This window comes from Stutzerimonas sp. LR2 (assembly GCF_055755175.1).
The window spans coordinates 527,453-545,884 of record NZ_JBVTRR010000001.1 but is presented as its reverse complement, the minus strand read 5'-3'; the positions used below and the strand labels follow the sequence as shown (position 1 = coordinate 545,884).

General features: G+C 65.6%; 24 protein-coding genes. 20 read left to right on the top strand and 4 right to left on the bottom strand.

Annotated elements, in window-relative coordinates; genetic code table 11:
* The 13 genes from fliH to ACVRRC_RS02470 all read left to right on the top strand — a co-directional run bounded on the left by fliH (position 1) and on the right by ACVRRC_RS02470 (position 9,857).
* The gene (fliH, locus tag ACVRRC_RS02530) at positions 1 to 699 is read left to right on the top strand and encodes a flagellar assembly protein FliH (protein WP_017245897.1); all 699 of its coding nucleotides are present in this window, start codon (positions 1 to 3) and stop codon (positions 697 to 699) included.
* A gap of 3 nt (positions 700 to 702) precedes the next feature.
* Positions 703 to 2,037, top strand: a complete 1,335-nt coding sequence (fliI, locus tag ACVRRC_RS02525) for a flagellar protein export ATPase FliI (RefSeq protein ID WP_014595425.1) — start codon at positions 703 to 705, stop codon at positions 2,035 to 2,037.
* Positions 2,034 to 2,456 (top strand): flagellar FliJ family protein, encoded by a 423-nt coding sequence (locus tag ACVRRC_RS02520; protein ID WP_014595426.1) that lies wholly within the window; start codon positions 2,034 to 2,036, stop codon positions 2,454 to 2,456. Before fliI ends, ACVRRC_RS02520 begins: the two co-directional genes overlap by 4 nt.
* 146 nt (positions 2,457 to 2,602) lie before the next feature.
* The gene (gene flgM, locus ACVRRC_RS02515; protein ID WP_019407400.1) at positions 2,603 to 2,878 is read left to right on the top strand and encodes a flagellar biosynthesis anti-sigma factor FlgM; all 276 of its coding nucleotides are present in this window, start codon (positions 2,603 to 2,605) and stop codon (positions 2,876 to 2,878) included.
* The gene (flgN, locus tag ACVRRC_RS02510) at positions 2,875 to 3,315 is read left to right on the top strand and encodes a flagellar protein FlgN (RefSeq protein ID WP_014595428.1); all 441 of its coding nucleotides are present in this window, start codon (positions 2,875 to 2,877) and stop codon (positions 3,313 to 3,315) included. The genes flgM and flgN overlap by 4 nt, the downstream gene beginning before the upstream one ends.
* 348 nt (positions 3,316 to 3,663) lie before the next feature.
* Positions 3,664 to 4,935, top strand: coding sequence for a flagellar filament capping protein FliD (gene fliD, locus ACVRRC_RS02505; RefSeq protein WP_017245899.1), 1,272 nt, complete (start codon positions 3,664 to 3,666; stop codon positions 4,933 to 4,935).
* Entirely contained in the window at positions 4,935 to 5,330 is a 396-nt protein-coding gene (gene fliS / locus ACVRRC_RS02500; protein WP_014595430.1) for a flagellar export chaperone FliS, read from the top strand. The genes fliD and fliS overlap by 1 nt, the downstream gene beginning before the upstream one ends.
* Positions 5,314 to 5,631 (top strand): hypothetical protein, encoded by a 318-nt coding sequence (locus ACVRRC_RS02495; RefSeq protein WP_014595431.1) that lies wholly within the window; start codon positions 5,314 to 5,316, stop codon positions 5,629 to 5,631. Before fliS ends, ACVRRC_RS02495 begins: the two co-directional genes overlap by 17 nt.
* Positions 5,631 to 6,764 (top strand): flagellar hook-length control protein FliK, encoded by a 1,134-nt coding sequence (locus tag ACVRRC_RS02490; RefSeq protein WP_472996590.1) that lies wholly within the window; start codon positions 5,631 to 5,633, stop codon positions 6,762 to 6,764. Before ACVRRC_RS02495 ends, ACVRRC_RS02490 begins: the two co-directional genes overlap by 1 nt.
* A gap of 35 nt (positions 6,765 to 6,799) precedes the next feature.
* Positions 6,800 to 7,249 (top strand): flagellar basal body-associated FliL family protein, encoded by a 450-nt coding sequence (locus tag ACVRRC_RS02485; protein WP_017245902.1) that lies wholly within the window; start codon positions 6,800 to 6,802, stop codon positions 7,247 to 7,249.
* A gap of 11 nt (positions 7,250 to 7,260) precedes the next feature.
* Entirely contained in the window at positions 7,261 to 8,031 is a 771-nt protein-coding gene (locus tag ACVRRC_RS02480; RefSeq protein WP_472996589.1) for a FliA/WhiG family RNA polymerase sigma factor, read from the top strand.
* Positions 8,032 to 8,052: 21 nt separating this feature from the next.
* Positions 8,053 to 8,925 (top strand): flagellar motor stator protein MotA, encoded by an 873-nt coding sequence (motA, locus tag ACVRRC_RS02475; RefSeq protein WP_014595435.1) that lies wholly within the window; start codon positions 8,053 to 8,055, stop codon positions 8,923 to 8,925.
* Complete coding sequence (locus ACVRRC_RS02470; protein WP_014595436.1) at positions 8,922 to 9,857, top strand: OmpA family protein; 936 nt, start codon at positions 8,922 to 8,924, stop codon at positions 9,855 to 9,857. The genes motA and ACVRRC_RS02470 overlap by 4 nt, the downstream gene beginning before the upstream one ends.
* Positions 9,858 to 9,903: 46 nt before the next feature.
* On the opposite strand, the gene ACVRRC_RS02465 is transcribed toward ACVRRC_RS02470, so the two are convergent.
* From ACVRRC_RS02465 to flgA, 4 genes are all read right to left on the bottom strand, one after another.
* A complete protein-coding gene (locus ACVRRC_RS02465; RefSeq protein WP_017245904.1) occupies positions 9,904 to 10,383 on the bottom strand; it encodes a hypothetical protein in 480 nt (159 codons plus the stop codon).
* A complete protein-coding gene (locus ACVRRC_RS02460) occupies positions 10,380 to 11,219 on the bottom strand; it encodes a winged helix-turn-helix domain-containing protein (RefSeq protein WP_045158128.1) in 840 nt (279 codons plus the stop codon). Before ACVRRC_RS02460 ends, ACVRRC_RS02465 begins: the two co-directional genes overlap by 4 nt.
* A gap of 373 nt (positions 11,220 to 11,592) precedes the next feature.
* Positions 11,593 to 12,480, bottom strand: coding sequence for a lateral flagellin LafA (gene lafA / locus ACVRRC_RS02455; RefSeq protein WP_019407404.1), 888 nt, complete (start codon positions 12,478 to 12,480; stop codon positions 11,593 to 11,595).
* 159 nt (positions 12,481 to 12,639) lie between these two features.
* A complete protein-coding gene (flgA, locus tag ACVRRC_RS02450; protein WP_472996588.1) occupies positions 12,640 to 13,443 on the bottom strand; it encodes a flagellar basal body P-ring formation chaperone FlgA in 804 nt (267 codons plus the stop codon).
* 82 nt (positions 13,444 to 13,525) lie between these two features.
* On the opposite strand from flgA, the gene flgB reads away from it, so the two are divergent.
* From flgB to flgH, 7 genes are read left to right on the top strand one after another with little or no spacing between them, the layout of a single operon-like run.
* Positions 13,526 to 13,891 carry a flagellar basal body rod protein FlgB gene (flgB, locus tag ACVRRC_RS02445; protein ID WP_472996587.1) on the top strand — a complete coding sequence of 122 codons (366 nt, stop codon included), beginning with the start codon at positions 13,526 to 13,528 and terminating at the stop codon, positions 13,889 to 13,891.
* Entirely contained in the window at positions 13,891 to 14,319 is a 429-nt protein-coding gene (gene flgC / locus ACVRRC_RS02440) for a flagellar basal body rod protein FlgC (RefSeq protein WP_014595442.1), read from the top strand. Before flgB ends, flgC begins: the two co-directional genes overlap by 1 nt.
* Positions 14,319 to 14,984: a flagellar hook capping FlgD N-terminal domain-containing protein gene (locus ACVRRC_RS02435; RefSeq protein WP_017245909.1), complete on the top strand. Its 666-nt coding sequence runs from the start codon at positions 14,319 to 14,321 to the stop codon at positions 14,982 to 14,984. The genes flgC and ACVRRC_RS02435 overlap by 1 nt, the downstream gene beginning before the upstream one ends.
* Before the next feature lie 50 nt (positions 14,985 to 15,034).
* Positions 15,035 to 16,225 carry a flagellar hook protein FlgE gene (flgE, locus tag ACVRRC_RS02430; RefSeq protein ID WP_045158127.1) on the top strand — a complete coding sequence of 397 codons (1,191 nt, stop codon included), beginning with the start codon at positions 15,035 to 15,037 and terminating at the stop codon, positions 16,223 to 16,225.
* Between the two features lie 9 nt (positions 16,226 to 16,234).
* Entirely contained in the window at positions 16,235 to 16,963 is a 729-nt protein-coding gene (locus ACVRRC_RS02425; RefSeq protein WP_472996586.1) for a flagellar basal body rod protein FlgF, read from the top strand.
* 14 nt (positions 16,964 to 16,977) lie between these two features.
* On the top strand, positions 16,978 to 17,763 hold the full coding sequence (gene flgG / locus ACVRRC_RS02420) for a flagellar basal-body rod protein FlgG (RefSeq protein WP_014595446.1): 786 nt from the start codon (positions 16,978 to 16,980) through the stop codon (positions 17,761 to 17,763).
* A complete protein-coding gene (flgH, locus tag ACVRRC_RS02415) occupies positions 17,763 to 18,431 on the top strand; it encodes a flagellar basal body L-ring protein FlgH (protein WP_014595447.1) in 669 nt (222 codons plus the stop codon). The genes flgG and flgH overlap by 1 nt, the downstream gene beginning before the upstream one ends.
* The last annotated feature ends 1 nt before the right edge of the window (position 18,432 follow it).

Below are 18,432 nucleotides of genomic sequence, written 5' to 3'. Positions count from 1 at the left end.
ATGACGGTCAAGGTGATCAAGGGTGCCGACCGCAGTTGGCGGCCGTTCCGCTTTCCGCCCCGGGTGAAGCCGCAAGGCCCCGCCGCGGAAACCCTGGCCGGCGATCCGGCAGCCCTGCAGCGGGCGGTGGCCGATGGCTTTCAGGAGGGCATCGACAAGGGCTATCGCGAAGGCCTGGAGCAGGGCCGCGAGGCCGGGCATCGCGAGGGCTTCCAGCGTGGTGTCGAGGACGGCAAGGCGCTGGGCCTGGAGGATGGCCGTCTGCAAGGGCGACGGGCGTTCGACGAGGCCGGCCGGCCGCTGGACCGGCTGATCGAGTCATTCGAGCGCTTTCGTGCCGAGTACGAACAGGCGCGTCGCGAGGAACTGCTGGAGCTGGTGCAGAAGGTGGCGCGCCAGGTGATCCGTTGCGAACTGACCCTGCATCCCACGCAACTGCTGACCCTGGCCGAGGAGGCGCTGACCGCCATGCCCGGCGATCAGGAAGACGTGCGTATCCACCTCAATCCTGAAGAGTGCGCGCGCATCCGCGAGCTGGCACCGGAACGTGCCGCTGCCTGGCGTCTGGTGCCGGACGAGAAGCTCGCGCTCGGCGAATGCCGTGTGCTCACCGCCCAGGCCGAAGCCGACATCGGCTGCCAGCAGCGGCTGGACTCGTGCATGGAAACCCTCGCCGAACACATCACGGCGCAGGGTTGAGCCATGGCCCTGCGCGACAGTTTCCGCCTCGACGAGGCCCTGCGCTCGCTGGACAACGTGCAGCTGGCCAAGGTCAGCGGGCGGCTGGTGCGGGTCTCCGGGATGCTGCTGGAAAGCCTCGGCTGCCAGCGCATGACCGGCCAGCGCTGCTATGTCGAGCAGGGCGACGGCAGCATGCTGGAGGCGCAGGTGGTGGGCTTCAATCGCGATATCACCTACCTGATGCCGTTCAAGAAACCGGTCGGCCTGACCGCCGGTTCGCGGGTATTCCCGGCGCCGGATGACGCCAAGCTGCATATCGACGAATCCTGGCTGGGTCGCGTGGTCAACGGCCTCGGCGAACCGCTGGACGAACTGGGCAAGCTCGGCGGGCGCGACCCGTTGCCGACCGAGCTGCCCTCGGTCAATCCGCTCAAGCGCAAGCCGGTCAGCGAAGCGCTGGATGTCGGCGTGCGCGCCATCAATGCCACCCTGACCCTGGGCAAGGGCCAGCGGGTCGGCCTGTTTGCCGGCTCGGGCGTGGGCAAGAGCGTGCTGCTCGGCATGATCACCCGGCAGACCAAGGCCGATGTGGTGGTGGTCGGGCTGATCGGCGAGCGTGGCCGTGAGGTGCAGGAGTTCCTCCTGCATTCGCTGGGCGAAGAGGGCCTGAAGAAGGCCGTGGTGGTGGTCGCACCGGCCAACGAATCGCCGCTGATGCGCCTCAAGGCCACCGAGCTCTGTCACAGCATCGCCGCCTATTTCCGCGACCAGGGCCATGACGTGCTGCTGCTGGTGGATTCGCTGACCCGCTATGCCATGGCTCAGCGCGAGATCGCCCTGGCCCTCGGCGAGCCGCCGGCGACCAAGGGCTACCCGCCGTCGGTGTTCGGCATGCTGCCGGAGCTGGTGGAAAGCGCCGGCAATGGCGCCAGCGACAATGGCAGCCTGAGCGCCATCTACACGGTGCTGGCCGAAGGCGATGACCAGCAGGACCCCATCGTCGACTGCGCGCGGGCGATTCTCGACGGCCACATCGTGCTCTCGCGACGCCTGGCCGAAGCCGGGCATTACCCGGCCATCGACGTCTGCGCGTCGGTCAGCCGCTGCATGAGCCAGGTCGGCCAGCCGGCGCACCTGGGCGCGGCGCGCCAGCTCAAGGAGTGCTACAGCACCTTCGAGAAGATCAAGGAGCTGATCCCGCTCGGCGGTTACACACCGGGGGCGGACATCAAGACCGATCGCGCGGTGCAGCTGGCACCGACCATCGAGCGCTTCCTGCGCCAGGACGTCGGCGAAGCCGCCGAGCTGGAAACCAGCGTCGCCACCTTGCAGAACATCCTCGGGAAACCGCGATGAAACAGCAGATCGAGACCCTCGGCCGCCTGGCCAGCCTGCGCAGCCACCGGGTGCGGCAGATGCTCGGCCGCGTGCAGTACCAGCAGAACCTCTGCCAGCGCTACCGCAACAACATCACCGGCCTGAGCCGCCTGTGCGGCTTTTCCGTGCCGATGAGCACACCGCTGCAGCGCGACAACCAGCAGCGCTACAAGGCCACCCTGTACAAGATGGTGGAGCTGCAGCGTCGCGAGCTGGCGGTGGCCGAGCAGGCGCTGGAGCGCATTCAGCGCGAGCTCCTGCAGGCCATGCGCAGCGAGAAGGTGGTCGAGCATGTGATCGAGGGCAAGCTGCAGCAATGGCAGCAGCTGCTCGCCCAGCAGGAGCAGAAAATCCAGGACGGGCTGGCCGCCCAGGCCCACTGGCGTGCCACCCATTGAGTGCCTCCCATCGAGCTGCTGCGACGGCCGTGGAGACCGCTCGCGGCGGTCGGTAGACTAGCCGCGCCCGGGCTGTGAACAGGCATTTAAGTTTCGTGCCCGGGCGGTCGCCTGTTTGGCTGTAACCACCGAGTTGGAAAGAAATCATGGAAATCAGCCGGCACTTCAAGCCCGCCCTGACACCGGCCACCGAGGCCAGCTCCACCCGCCAGCCCGCCGCGCGCCCGGCGGCGGAAAGCGCCATGCGCCAGCCGGAAAGCCTGCCGCTGGAGCAGATGCACGACGCCCTGCGCGCCATGCCGGACATCGACCTTGAGCGGGTTGCGGCCATCAAGCAGGCGCTGCAGCGCGGCGAGATCTCCACCGATCCTGCCGAGTTGGCCGGCAGCATGCTCGCCTATCACCGCGGAAGCGATGCGTGAACCAGCGCGACAAGCTGCTCGCGGTCGTCGCTGACGACCTGGAGCAGGACTGCGAGGATTACCTGGCCCTGCGCGACCTGATGCAGGCGCTCTATGCGTTCCTGCTCGAGCGTGACAGCCCGGAAATCGACCGTCTCAATCTGCAGATCACCACGCGCGTCGAAGCCCTCGCCGTGCGGGCCCAGCGCCGGGCCAAGGTGCTCGGCGCCTTCCGCCTGCAGGCCGATGCCGAAGGCATGCAGCGGCTGCTCGGCTGCTATCCCGAAGACCAGGCGACGCGCCTGCGCACGCTCTGGCAGAAGCTCGGGGCGATGGCCAGCCAGTGCCAGCAGATCAATGAGCGCAACGGCAAGTTGCTCGCCATGCATCACGAAATCCTCGGCCAGCTGCTGGCCGGCAGCCACGATGCGCGGCTGTACCAGCCGCAGATGTACTGAAGCGCGGCTGCGATCTCAGGCCCCTGCGGCGGCCTTGCCCTCACCCTGGCTCTCGGTCTCGATATTCCGCAACAGCCTTCCTCGTTCCGAATGTTTGGCCCGGCAGACGCCGCTGTCAGCCATCCCTCGCGCATTTTCTCGTTGTGCCTTAAGTCCTGCCCCCTTGTCCGTCGCCTTTAACCGGAGAGATTCCGCCGTCGGCCAGGCGGAAACGGCATTTCCCCGTTTCCTCCGAAGGCCACTGTGCGGAAGCGTTTCTTCTGCGGACATCAGAACAAAACGCTTGTAAATCAATGGTTTGCTAATTGGCATTCAACTTGCTCTAGAGAGCGCAGGAAGGGGATCGGTATGGCGATAGATTCGGATTACATAAAGCAGATGTCGACGCAGCTGGCGACCTACGAAGTTCAGTCTTCGCTGGACCGGCTCAATCGCAACGAAAGCAACTACAAGACCCAGCGTGATGCGCTGAGCAAGTTGCGCACCGCCCTGACCACCTTCAAGTCGGCCGCCTCCGCCCTGAAGACCGGCAAGGCGACGATGCTGGTCAACAGCGCCTCGTTCAGCCAGGAGGGCTACGCCACGGCCACGGTCGGCAGCAAGGCGCAGCCGGGCAGCTACCAGTTTTATGTGGAGCAGCTGGCCAGCAAGCAGCAGGTCGCCGTGCAGGGCCTGGCAGACGGCAGCCTGAGCGGCACGCTGACGCTCAAGGGGCAGGATTTCGATCTGAGCGGCTACACCACCCTCGAAGAAGCGGCCAAGGCCATCAACGCCACTGCCGACCTCGGCGTGCAGGCCACGCTGGTACGCAGCAATGGCCAGGTCAACCTGGTGCTGACCAGTGCCGAAAGCGGCGCCGCCAATGCGTTCGCCGTATCGCTGGCCGGCAATGCCGCCGCCACCGCCACCACGCTTTCCGAGGCGGCCGATGCGCGCATTCGCATGGGCGGCAGTTTCGGTGCCGGCGGTATCGAGCTGACCAGCTCGAGCAACACGTTCGACAACGTCATCGATGGCGTCAGCCTGTCGGTCAGCAAGCTGCACAAGGACGGCGACGCGGCGCTGACGCTGACCGTCGGCCAGGACCAGAGCGCCACCAAGGCCAAGGCGAAGAGCTTCGTCGACGCCTTCAATGCGCTGATGACCAGCTTCGATTCCCTGACCGCCAGCGGCAGCGAAAGCAGCGCCCGTGGCGCCCTCGCCGGGGATTCCAGCGTGCGTGCCATCGAGGGGCGGCTGAATACGCTGCTGCGCACCGACTTCGCCGGCAACAGCCTGATCAACTTCGGCATCAGCGCCGATCGCAACGGCAAGCTGACCATCGACAGTGCGCGTTTCGAGGCGGCGGTGGCCAAGGACCCGGCTGGCTTCGAGGCGCTGTTCACCGGCAAGGACAACCTGCTCGACAGCATCGACAAGACGGTCGCCGCCTACACCAGCAGCGCCAACGGCATGTTGAAGAACCGCATGGACACGCTGGACCTGAACCTGCGACGCACCAACGAACAGTTCGACAAGCTGCAGCAGCAGTACGACAGCTACTACTCCCGCTACCTCAAGCAGTTCACCTCCATGATGCAGACCATGCAGAGCATGGAGCAGACCTTCGGAATGTTCTGATGACCTACCTTCCCAACGACAGTTACGACAGCTACCGCTCGGTGGACCTGGAGGCCCGTGCCGCGTCGGCCTCACCCTACGAGCTGGTGCTGGTGCTGATGGACGGCCTGCTCGACGAGCTGGCCCGTGCCCGCGGCCATATCGAACACAAGCGCTACCAGCAGAAGGGCGCTTCGCTGGAAAAGTGCATGAACATCCTCAACGGCCTGAACGGTGCCCTCGATGAGGAGAACGGCGGTGAGGTCGTGCAGGGCCTGGCGCGGCTTTACGAGTACTGCATCTACCGACTCTCCGACGTCAGCGTGACGCTGTCGCTCGACGGCCTGGACGAGGTGGTCAACCTGCTCGGCACGCTGCGCGAAGGGTGGGAGGGCGTCAGTGCCGCCCGCAAGTGACGCGCAGCGTCTGCTGGTGCTGCACCAGCGCCTGGCGGCGGCGCTGCACGGCGGCGACTGGCGCGCTGTGGGCGACGTGGACGGGGCGATCCGCCAGTGCCTGGAGCAACTGCCGCGGGACGCTCATCCCTCCGTGCAGGCGGCCCGGCAACAGCTCAAGCAGCTGCATGGCCAGGCGCTCAAGGCCTGCGCCGACGAGTGCGAGCGTCTGCGCCTGCTGCTGGTGAATCATCTGGAGTACGCCGAAGGGCGTGCGGCCTATCAACGTATCGACCTGTACCAGGCGAGGGACGGCAGCTGATGCAGTTGATCTCGGGTTCGACCACCGCGGCCGGCGCGGCGGACGCAGTCATGCAACCGGTGCGACCGGTATCGCTGAGCGGCCATGCGGCGGCCCGTGCGGACGGCAATCCCGTCGTTGGCCGCACGGATTTTCGTGCGCGCCTGCTGAGTGCGGCGGTGGAGCTGGAGCTGACGGCGCAGCCGCAGGCACCGGCTGCCGAGCTGCCCGTGTCGGCGCAGCCCCAGACGCTGGCCGAGAATGTCAGCGAAGCCGCCGGCGAGGAGACTGCCGAGCAGGGCACGGCCGAGCAGTGGCTGCTGGGCATGCTCGATCAGCAGCAGGTCCAGGTGCAGGCCCGCGACAGCGTCGAGGTCGCTCTGCAGGCGGGCTGGCCGCTGGCAGCCGCTCAGGCTGACGGCGTGCAGGACGGCCTGGCCGATGAGGTCGTCGAGGCTGAGCTGCTGGGTCGGGTGGCTCCGCCGCCTGCCCAGGGGCAGCCCGAGCGCCTGCTGGCCAATGCCGCGTCGGTGCGACCGGTGGTTGAGACCGGCGCCGCGCTGAGCCTGCTTGCACCTGCTGTCGGCGCCACGGAGCTCGTCGCCGAGTTGCCGGTCGAGTCGCTGAAGAGCCCTGGCGCCGCCGAGGAGGTTCGCGAGGCGTCACCGCTGCTCGGCGAGCGTCCGGCGAGCAGCGTGGCCCCGGCTGCCGAGCGCCTACTCAAGCTGCAGGCGCCGGAGGCCAAGTGGGGCGAGCAGATGCTGCATGCGCTGCGCGAGCACGTCGAGGTTCAGCTGCAGCAGCGTCAGCAGAGCGCCAGCATCCGCCTGGACCCGCCGGAGCTGGGCAGCCTGGAAATCCACCTCAGCCACGAGTCCGGGCGCCTGACGGTGCAGCTCAGCGCCGCCAACGCCGACGTCGCGCGTCTGCTGCAGCAGACCAGCGACCGGCTGCGGCAGGAGCTGGTGGCTCAGCAGTTCGTCCAGGTCAACGTGCAGGTCGGCGCCGATGGTCGCTCCGGTCGCCATGGCCAGTCGCAGCAGGGGCATGACGACGAGGCGGTACTCGCCGCCGCGCCGACCAGCGCAGCGACGGTTGGCAGTGGCGCCGGTCGCTCGAGCGACCGCGGCAAGGATGTGCTGGTCACGGTCTGACCGGCTCTATTTCAACTACAGGATCTGAATTGGTTATGTCGACGCCTCGTCTCGTTCTTCTGATGCTGCTGCTCAATGTCGTCACCGTGGCCGGTGGCGTCGGTGCCGCCTACTGGCTGCTCAAGCCGGGCATGCCTGGCGGTGAAGTGGTGGCCGAAACCATCGAGCCGGTGGAATACCAGTTCTACCCAGTGAGCAAGGTCATCGTCAGCCTGCGGGGCGACGGCCGCGAACGTTACTTCGTGCTCGACCTCGCGCTGCAGGCCGAGGCTTCGGACGAGCCGAAGAATTTCGAGCAGATCGAACCGCTGGTGCGCAACTCGGTGGTCAGCTACCTCTCCGGGCTGGAGTTTGCCGACCTGCGGGCGATGCCCATCGGCGAGCTGCAGACGCGCCTGGAAGAGGCGCTGTTCGCCGACTTCGCCAGCAAGAAGGCGGTGGTGCCGTTCCACCACGTGCTGGTCAACAAGATGATCGTTCAATAAAGGCCCGCGCCATGAACGCCACCTGTTCCGTCGACTACTACGCCGCCAGCCCGGCCGGCCATGCGCTGTTCGCGCCGGGCGCCGAGCAGCGCTGGCTGATGCAGTATCTGCCGCTGGTCAAGCGCATCGTGCGCCAGCTGTCGTTGCAGGCGAATCAGGTGCTCGACCGCGAAGACATGGAGCAGATCGGCATGATCGGGCTGCTCGAAGGCCTGCGTCGGTACGGCGAGCCGGACGAGCAGTTCGGCCGCTTCGCCGCGCTGCGCATCCGCGGCGCCATTCTCGATGAGCTGCGCCGCCAGGACTGGCGGCCACGCCAGGTCCGGCAGCAGGCGCACAAGGTGCGCGACGCGATCCGCGAGCTCACCCGCCAGCTCGGCCACACGCCGAGCGACGAGGAGATCAAGGCATTCACCGGGCTGGATGAAAAGGATTACCAGGCCTTCCTCTGGGCCGATTCGTCGGAGGCCATCGAGAGCCTCGACGAGTTGCTGCAGAGCGGCCACGAGCACTTTCCCGATGCGGCCGAGCTGTTCGAGGAGCGGCTGCTCAAGGAGCGTTTGCTGGAGCAGGCGTTGAGCCGGCTGGACGAGCGTGAGCGGCTGGTGCTGACGCTGTATTACCAGCACGAGTTGAGCCTCAAGGAAATCGCCCTGGTGCTGGAAGTCAGCGACGCCAGGGTCTGTCAGTTGAGTAAGCAGGCGATCGGCAAGGCCTGTCGCTTTCTGGGATCCGCCGACGCGTCGTCCGCAGTTGCGGCGAAGCGCCAGTCGGTCCTTTAACCGAGAGAAGTCAGTAACGTCATGCAGAAAGTATTAGGTGCGTTCATCATCATCGGTTGCGTCCTGGGTGGCTACGCTATGGCCAACGGCGACATGCGGGTGCTCTGGCAGCCAGCGGAAGTGGTGATCATCCTCGGCGCCGCCCTGGGCAGCCTGGTGGTCGGCAACCCCAAGGAAGTGCTGATCGAGATGCTGCACCAGATCAAGGGAGTGTTCGCCTACCAGCGTCGCGGCGAGGAGTTTCAGCGCCAGTTGCTGATGCTGCTCTACGAGCTGCTGGAAATGGTCGATGTGGGTGGCCTCAAGGTGCTCGATTCGCACATCGAAGAACCGGAGCAGAGCGACCTGTTCGTGCGCTACCCGCTGATCCTGCAGGAAAAGAACCTGATGGCCTTCATCGCCGACAACTTCCGCCTGATGGCCATGGGCAAGATCACCGCCCACGAGCTCGAGGGCTTCCTCGAGCAGGAGCTTGAGGCGATGGAACATGCGCTGATGCAGCCGTCGCGCTCGCTGTTCAAGATCGGTGAGGCGATGCCGGGCTTCGGCATCCTCGCGGCGATCATGGGCATCATCATCACCATGGGCAGCATCGGTGGCAGCGTCGCCGAGATCGGCGCCCACGTGGCCGCCGCGCTGGTGGGTACCTTTCTCGGCATCTTCTTCTGCTACTGCCTGATGGAGCCGCTCTCCAACGCCATGGGCCAGCGGGTCAAGACCGAGCTGTCGGCCCTTGAATGCGTGCGCACCACGCTGGTCGCGCATCTGGCAGGCAAACCGACGCTGCTGGCGGTCGACGCCGGACGCAAGCTGATCGAGCAGGACGTCAAGCCGGCCTTCCGTCAACTCGAGGTCTGGGTCAACCAGTACGAGGAAGAAAGGGACGCGGCATGAAGAGCCGAGACAAGGGCAAGGCCGGCGAGCGCGAGGTCATCGTTCGCCGCCGGACCAAGAAAGGCCACGGCGACGAGCACGGCGGCGCCTGGAAGGTGGCTTTCGCCGACTTCACCCTGGCCATGATGGCGCTGTTCATGGTGCTGTGGATCATCCAGCCGCAGATGAACCTGACCAACCCGGCCTTCGGCGAGCAGGAAAGCAATCCGCTGGTCGATGGCGGTGCCGGCATTTTCGATGGCACCAGTACTTCACCGCTGGAGCTGGACGGCGTACCGCTGCGCCCGGCACCGGACGAGCCCCAGCGCCCGCGCGAGGAGACGGCTCGCGGTGAAGGCGAAACGCCCGCGGATGGCACTCGCCGCTATGCCTCGACCGCCGAGCTGCAGGCGCTGGCGGCACTGATGCAGGAGGTCGCCGGGCAGGTCGATGCACTGGCCAACCTGGAGGTGGATGTGGTGCCTCAGGGTCTGCGCATCCTGATCAAGGACGACCAGCAGCGCTTCATGTTCCAGCGTGGCAGCGCCGTACTCAACCCGCACTTCGCCAAGCTGCTCGCCGTGCTCGCCGGGGTGCTGAGCAAGGTCGAGAACAAGCTGATCATCAGCGGGCATACCGACGCCACGCCCTATCGCCTGCAGTCGGGGTACGACAACTGGAACCTGTCCGGTGACCGCGCCCTGCGGGCGCGTAACGTGCTGGTGGATGCCGGCCTGCCGGGACGCTCGGTGCTGCAGGTGACAGCTCAGGCGGACGTGATGCCGCTGCGCCCCGAGGCGCCGGAAGACGGCGCCAACCGGCGGGTGGAGATTCTGCTGCTGACCGATTCGGCGGAGTCGCTGTACAAGGAGCTGTTCGGCGACAGCTACGGCAAGGTGCGTTTCTCGGAGAGTGGCGCGCAGTACAGCGGCCAGGGCGGAGCCGGGAGCTGAGCGCATCCGGCGCCGGCTGCCCCGAGCGGGCAGCCGGTGCGCCTGCTCAGCGCTGCGCCACCAGGTGGTCGGCGCAATACACCTGCTGTGTTTCCACGCCGTACAGACACGCGCCCACCTGTTCGAGCGTGATCCGCGCGCCTTTGTGCTTGCCGTAGAACAGGTTGAAGATCAGTTCGTCGTCGAGTTCGCTGGCGGCTGCCAGGCCGCTGATCTCGCCTTCCTCGACGATCAACCGCGAGCGGCCGAGAAAATCGGTTTCTACCCGGCCGGAGGCTTCGACGATGGCATTGCTGTTACGCGTCATCGAGTAGAAGCGGCCGTCGCTGAACACCAGGCTCTGACTGACCGGCGCCAGCTGCCCGTTGCTGAGCAGGATCTGACCGGTGGAGGCGTAGCGGCCGTCCAGGCTGGCGCTGTAATTGGTGGTGCCCATGGCGACCAGCGCCCAGAGTGCCATGGCCGTCGGTACCATTACTCGCAGCAGACGCTTGCTTGCGGCGCCGCTCTCGGAATGCACAGTCATCGCAGACATCCTTGCAGTGTTTCATTCGAAATGCTGTTCACCTGGCTGCGATGGATCTTCAGCCAGTTCACCTGGCCGTCCCCGCGCAGACAGCGCAGCTCGTAGAAGCCAGGCGACATGTTGACGATCAGCCGACTCGGGTGGGTATTCAGGCCGGCGATACTGGAAACCAGCAGGCGGGTCTCCTGCATCATGCGTTCGAGCATCTGCTGGCTTTTCTCCACGTAGAGCACTTCGAGCTGGCCGATGGAGTGACTGTGGGTCAGCGAACCCTTGGGCGCATGCATGAAGCGATAGCCGAGGGCGACCACCGCCAGCAGCAGCGCCACCGCAGTGCCGAGCACGGTCGGTGCGAGCCAGGGCGACGGACGTGGAATCGCCGCGGCCGCGGGCACATGTGGTTCGATGATCGTCGCCGGCTGCGCGGCGGCAGCACTCGGCTGTACCGGCGCTGTCTCGCTGGCTTCGAGCAGGTGGTTCGGATTGAACAGGTAACCCCGCCGCGGCAGGGTCTGGATGATCTGGCTGGAGCTGTCGGACAGCAGCTGGCGCAGGGTGTAGATCTGCTGGTTCAGGCTGCCCTGGCCGACCACGCGGTCTTCCCACGCGTGGCGCAGCAGCTCTTCGCGCGAAACCACCTCGCCGGGCGTCTGCAGCAGCCGCTCCAGAACCCGGCTACCGGAAAAGCCGAGATCGACCTTTTCCACGTCCTCGCCACTGATCAGCATGAGCTGGTAGAGCGAGCGGTCGAAGCGCGCCACGCGGCCGTCCCGCCCGCACTTCAGGAGCGGACATGCGGTGCCATCGGTGGCCTTGGTGGTCAGAGATGAAATCATGGTGCCCTGAAAAGCGATCAGAAATGTCTGTGATCTGGAACAAAGGTTTACCGTGAACTGGTCGGCAATATATTGGCGCCGTTTTTTTGAACTTACAAGGGAACTAATCAGGGTTATAGCTGTCATGCATGATGGCTATGTGACATCACCGCGCAGATTGTGTGACTTGTCGGTCGGGAAGGGGGCGTTACAGGGCGCGCCATTGCTGGCTTCGGAGCAAGATGAGCGGGCGTGGACGTTGCTCTGCGCGGCGTCTGGCCATTGGTCGGATAGACGGTCGACGGTGGTTCCGCAGAAACAAAAACGCCCCGGCCGAGTCGGGGCGTTTTTGGTTGTAGCGAGCGGTCGGCCAGGGCTGGCCGACCGAGGATCATCAGCCCAGCAGGCCCATGACCATGCTTGGCATCTGGCCGGCTTGCTTGAGCATGGAGATGCCGGACTGCATCAGCATGCTGTTCTTGGTCATGTTGGCGCTTTCCGAGGCGAAGTCGGCATCCATGATGCGACCCTTTGCCATCTCGGTGTTGTCCTTCATGTTGGCCAGGTTGTTGGCGGTGTGGTTCAGGCGGTTGATGGTGGCGCCGAACTGGGAGCGCAGGCTGCCGATGGCGTCAAGGGCAGTGCTGACCAGATCGATAGTAGCGTTGGCTGCGCCGGTAATTTCGGTGCCCGCGGTAGCGGCATCGCCAGCTGTGTAGGTTGTGGAAATCCCGTCCAGAGCGTCGGTCAGGGTCTGGACTGCGTCCGAACCAGCGGCAGTCAGATCCATTGTCAGCGTTTCTGCGGCAGTGGCACCGATCTGGAAAGTCACGGCGGCGGCGAATTTGCCTGCGCTGTTGTCTTTGCTGAACAGGGCTTCGCCAGCGTAGGAGGTGTTGTCCATGATGTTGGCGATTTCGACGCCCAGCTGGTCGTATTCGGCCTGCAGCGCTTCGAGATCATCTGCGCTGTTGGTGCCGTTGGCGCCCTGAGTCGCCAGGTCCTTCATGCGCTGCAGGATGTCGGTCATTTCGTTGAACGCGCCTTCGGCGGTCTGCAGCAGCGAAACGGCATCGTTGGTGTTGCGCATGGCAACGCCCATGCCACGGCTCTGGGCATTCAGGCGGGTGGCGATCTGCAGACCGGCGGCGTCGTCGGCGGCGCTGTTGATGCGCAGGCCGGTGCCCAGGCGCTGCTGGTTGGTGCCCAGGGCGTTGTTGGTCTTGCTCAGGTTGGTCTGGGTAACCAGCGAGGAGTAATTGGTATGAATGGACAGGGCCATGGTGGATTCCTTCGTGCTAAATGGGCTGTAGGAGCTGGCTTGACTGCCTGCTGAAGGGGTAAGGCGACAGCCCGCGAAGAAGGATTAAATCCTGGCGCCAAAATTTTTTAGACCATTACCTACTGATTCTCCGCGTCCCATTTGTAGCCAGCCGTCTGTTTAGAACGTACTGGTCACCACACCTTCCTCCACCACCTTGGCATCGATCACCTTGCCGCTGCGCACGTTGCGCACGCGGATCACTTCGCCCGGCTGCCCGTCGCCCAGTGCTTCGCCGTTGGTGGAGGCTTCGATGCCGTCGTGGCTGGCGACGATCTTCACCGGCTGCCCGCGCCTGACTGCCAAGGGCTGCGCCAGCAGCGACGGGGTAAGGGTCTGCCCGGCGCGGATGCGTCGTTTCGCGGCCATGCCCTGCACCTCCTCCAGGCGATGAAAATAGCCGCGCTGGGCCTTGCCGATATTGATCGGCTCGAGCCTGAGGTCGTCGCGTCCGAGCGTCTGCCCGCGTTCGATGATGCCCTGGGCATGCACGGCCGGTAGCCACACGCTGGGCTGGCTGGTGACCTCCAGCGTCCAGCCGTCACTCTGCGGGCAGCTGACCGTCAACCGTTGCCGCTCCAGCAGCGACGGGGCGCCCCCGGCATCGCGAACCTGCAGCGGCTGATCACAGCGGGGCAGCCGCGCGGCACTGGCTGGCAGGCTGGTGTCGTGTCTCAGGCGCGCGCCCTGCCAACCCTGGCGCCTGGCTTCGCGTTGCAGCGCCGCGTTCAGGTGATGCTCCACGGCCTGGTGTATCTGGCGGTCGGTGCCGTCTTGCGCCACGGCCGGTCCCGCCAGCATCAGCAACAGCGCGATCGACCAAGCGGAAGCGGGTTTTCCGCTTCCGCCTTCACGGCGTCCCGGATGCGGAAGCAGAGCGCGGAAACGGTGTCGTTCCGTTTCGATTTTGTCTAACGAAATCAATGCATTGCCTTTGTTTTGGCGGGCCGGCATGAATGCTGCAAAAGCGAGCGACGGTTGACTCATGCTTCAAGGGTAGCGGCGAATGAGTATACGGATTGAAGACGCAATCGGCGTTCACGAACGCGCGCTGGGTTTGCGCATGCAGCGCAGCGAGATCCTCGCGGCGAATCTGGCCAACGAAGACACCCCGGGCTTCCAGGCCCGCGACATCGACTTCGGCGCCGAGATGCAGCGCCTGGACGATGGCGCCTCGTCGCGCCTGAGCATCGCCCGCAGCGATCCGCGCATGCTCTATCGCGTACCGACCCAGGCTTCGCAGGACGGCAACACCGTCGAGCTGTCGGTCGAGCAGGCCCAGTTCTCGCGCAACTCCATGGATTTCCAGACCAGCCTGACCTTCCTGACCATGAAATTCCGTGGCCTGAAGCAGGCCATCGAGGGCCGCTGATGTCATTCGATTCCATCTACCGCATCGCCGGTTCGTCGATGAACGCGCAAACCGTGCGGCTGAACACCGTGGCCAGCAACCTGGCCAACACCGACTCGGCGGCGGCCAACCCGGCGGACGTCTACCAGGCGCGCAAACCGATGTTCGCCGCGGTGTACGAAAACAACTCGCTGACCCGCGGCGTCGGTCTGGGCGGCGCCCATGTGCAGGTGCTCGACGTGGTCACCTCCGGGGCCGAACCCAAGCGCCGCTACGAGCCGGGCAATCCGCTGGCCGACGGCGAGGGCTACGTCTACTACCCCGACATCAACGAGATCGAGGAGATGACCGACATGATGTCGGCCACCCGCAGCTTCGAGACCGGTGTCGAGGTGCTCAACCGCGTCAAGAGCATGCAGCAGAGCCTGCTGCGCCTGGGAGAAGTCTGATGAGTAGCGTCAATTCCGCGCTGGACGCCAGCCTGGCCGGCAACAGCATCGATCAGGTCAAGCGCGCCGTGAATGTCAGCGACGCCACCACGATGGAGAACAACTTCATCAGCCTGATGGTCGCGCAGATCAAGTATCAGGACCCGACCAAGCCGGTCGACAGCACCGAGTTCCTCAACCAGTTCTCGGCGATGTCCCAGGTCAAGAGCATGGAGAACATGACCAGCCTGGCGCAGAACAACCTGGTACTGATGGACAACCTGCAGACGCTGACCGCCGCCGGCCTGGTCGGCCAGCAGGTGCGGGTGGCGGTGGACAGCCTGCAGCTGGGCAAGCAGCCGCTGCAGGGGCAGTTCACCCTGGCCCACGCCTCCAACCGCACGGCCGTGGTACTGACCGATTCCAACGGCCTGAAGACCACCATTGAGCTCGGCGCCCGTGCGCCCGGCCAGGTGCCGTTCGACATCGACCCGCAGCGCCTCGGCCTGCCGGCCGGCCAGTACAGCGTGGCGATCGAATCGGACAACGGCGAGTACCCGCAGGTGGAAGTCGCCGGTCTGGTCGGCAACGTGCGCGTCAGCGCCGAAGGCCCGGTGCTGCAGATCGACGGCGTCGGCTCGGTGCCGTTCTACAACATTCTCGAGTTCGGTGCCGGCCGCGCCTGAGCGCTGCAGCCAGCCACTGAGCCTCCATCCAGCAGAGTCGAGACGCAACCATGAGCTTCAATATCGCCCTGACCGGCCTGTCCGCCGTCAACGAGCAACTCAACACCATCGGCAACAACATCGCCAACTCCGGCACCGTGGGGTTCAAGTCCTCGCGCACCAATTTCGGCAGCCTGTATGCCGAAACCCAGGCCATGGGCGTGGAAGTGATCGGCACCACCCAGAGCATCAGCCAGGGCGGCGCGCTGACCTCGACCAACCGCACTCTGGACCTGGCCATTTCCGGCGGCGGCTTCTTCGTCACCCGCGCCAGCAACGGTGACGTCGGCTACACCCGTGCCGGCATCTTCGGCACCGACAAGGACAGCTACATCACCAACAGCCTCGGCCAGCGCCTGCAGGGCTATCCGGCCGACGCCACCGGCAACCTGCAGACCGGTACCGTCGGTGACCTGCAGTTGCGTTCCGGCGGCATCCCGGCCCGCGCCACCGATGCGCTGAGCTTCGTCGCCAACCTGGACGCCAATCAGGAAGTCCCGACCGTGGCCTTCGACCCGCTGGCGGCGGACAGCTACAACTCCACCTACACCACCAAGCTGTACGACTCCCAGGGCAAGGAACACACCCTGACCCAGTACTTCGTCAAGACCGGCGACAACAGCTGGAATGCGCACTACTACGTCGACGGTACCGCCCTCGCTGGTGCGCCGCAGGCACTCACCTTCGACAGCGCCGGCGTGCTCGCCGCGCCGATCGGCAGCGTCGCCCTGGCCGCTCCGCTGACCGGTGGCGTGGCACCCCTGGCCATCCAGCTCGACTACAGCGGCACCAGCCAGTACGGCTCCGAATTCAGCGTCACCAACAACCGTGCCACCGGCTACGCAGCTGGCGAGCAGACCGGCATGAGCGTGGAGAAGGACGGCAAGGTCTACGCCACCTACTCCAACGGCGAACGCATGCTCCAGGGGCAGGTGGTGCTGGCCAGCTTCGTCAACGCCGAAGGCCTGAAGAACATCAGCGGTACTGCCTGGACCGAAACCGCTGCCTCCGGCGCGGCGATGCTTGGCGCCCCGGGCGTCGGCCAGTACGGCACCCTGGCTTCCGGCGCGCTGGAGAGCTCCAACGTCGACCTCACGCAGCAGCTGGTAGGCCTGATGGAAGGCCAGCGTAACTACCAGGCCAACACCCAGGTCATTTCCACCAACAAGGAACTGACCCAGGTCCTGTTCAACGCAATCTGAGGCTGACCCATGGATCGCTTGGGATACACCGCGATGACGGCCGCCAGCCGCACGATGATGTCGCTGCAGGTGCGCTCGAACAACCTGGCCAACGTCAACACCCCCGGCTTTCGCGCCGACCTCGAACGCGCCCAGGCCGTGGCGGTGGAAGGCTACGGTTACGACAGCCGGCACATGGCGCTGATCGAGAACAACGGCGTCAGCCTGGCTGCCGGACCGATGGTGGCCACCGGTCGCGAGCTGGACTTCGCAGTCAAGGGCAACGGCCTGATCGTGCTGGAAGACGGCGAGGGCGAGGCCTACACCCGCCAGGGCAGTATGCAGGTGGACGCCGAAGGGCGCCTGACGCTCAACGGTCGTGCGGTCCTCGGCGAGGGTGGCCCCATCGTCCTGCCCGAGTACGACCGCATGGAGATCGGCAATGACGGCGCCGTGTCGATCATGGCCCCCGGCGACTGGATGATGGCCGAGGTCGATCGCATCCGTCTGGTGGACGTGCCGGCGGCCAATCTGATGAAGAACCAGGCCGGCCTGCTGGTGACCCGCGACGGCGAGCCGGCGCAGCCCAGCGAGGACGTGCGGCTGGCCAGCGGCTTTCTCGAGTCGAGCAACGTCTCGGCGATCGACGAGCTGGCCTCGACCATGAGCCTGAACCGCCTGTTCGAAACCCAGGTGAAGATGATGAAAGCCGCCGAGGACCTTTCCGACGCCGGCAACCGAATGATCCGCGGCAGCTGATCGGGAGAAAACGCATGAATTCTGCACTTTGGGTCAGCAAGACCGGCCTGGCCGCTCAGGACAAGGCCATGGCGACCGTCGCCAACAACCTGGCCAACGTCAACACCAACGGCTTCAAGAGCGACCGCGCGGTCTTCGAGGACCTGTTCTACGTCATCGAGAAGCAGCCGGGTGCCCAGGCCGACGAGATCAACACCGTGCCGTCCGGCATCCAGCTGGGCAGCGGCGTGCGCGTCGCCGGCACGCAGAAGGTGTTCACCGAGGGCAGCATCCAGACCACTGGCCAGCCGATGGATCTGGCCATCGTCGGCCGCGGCTTCTTCCAGGTCGAGGCGCCCAACGGCGATATCTTCTACACCGAGAACGGCCAGTTCCAGCTCAACGCCGAAGGCATGATGGTCAACGCCCAGGGCCTGCCGCTGAATCCCGCCATCGAAGTGCCCGAAGGCAGCACCGGCTTCACCGTCGGCAGCGACGGCATCGTCACCGCCGTGCTGGCCGGCGACACCCTGCCGTCCGAGCTGGGGCAGATCACCCTGGTCAACTTCACCAACCCCGGCGGACTGGAAGCGCTGGGCGGCAACCTGTACCGCGAAACCGTCGCCAGCGGCGAGCCGGTGGAAGGCGTGCCGGGCGAGGAAGGCCTCGGCCAGCTCAAGCAGGGCGTGCTGGAAGGCTCCAACGTGCAGGTGGTGGAAGCCATGGTGGCGATGATCGCCATCCAGCGCGCTTACGAGGCCAACGCCAAGGTTCTCGATGCCGCCAGCGGCATGCAGCAGTTCCTCAATCAGACCGTGTGATGCCGATGAAGCCGATCGCCCTCCTGTTCGCCTTTCTGCTGCTCGGCGGCTGCGCCAGTTTCGACGAGCTGCTGCCGGACGAGGATTCCAGCGAGTACGAGCCGCTGGAGCTCGACTACAGCCTGCCGCCGACCACCGGCGGCGGCCTGTTCCGCTCCGGCTACGGCGGCTCGCTGGTGAGCGACAAGCGCGCGGTGCGGGTCGGCGACATCCTCACCATCGTGCTGGACGAATCGACCCAGTCAAGCAAGAGCGCCGGCACCAGCTTCGGCAAGCAGTCCAGCATCGGCGTCGGCGTGCCCACCGTGCTCGGCAAGACCTACCCGGACGTCGAAACCGCGGCTTCGGCGGAGCGCGACTTCAGCGGCTCGGCCAAGAGTTCGCAGCAGAACACCCTGCGCGGCTCGATCGCCGTCACCGTGCACCGCGTGTTGCCCAACGGCACGCTGCTGGTCAAGGGCGAGAAGGCGCTGCGGCTGAACCAGGGCGACGAGTACATCCGCCTCGCCGGCCTGGTGCGCATGGACGACATCAACCGCTTCAACCAGGTGTCGTCGCAGAACGTCGCCAACGCACGCATCTCCTACGCCGGCCGCGGCGTGCTCAACGACAGCAACTCAGCCGGCTGGCTGACGCGCTTCTTCGCCCACCCGCTGTTCCCCCTCTAAG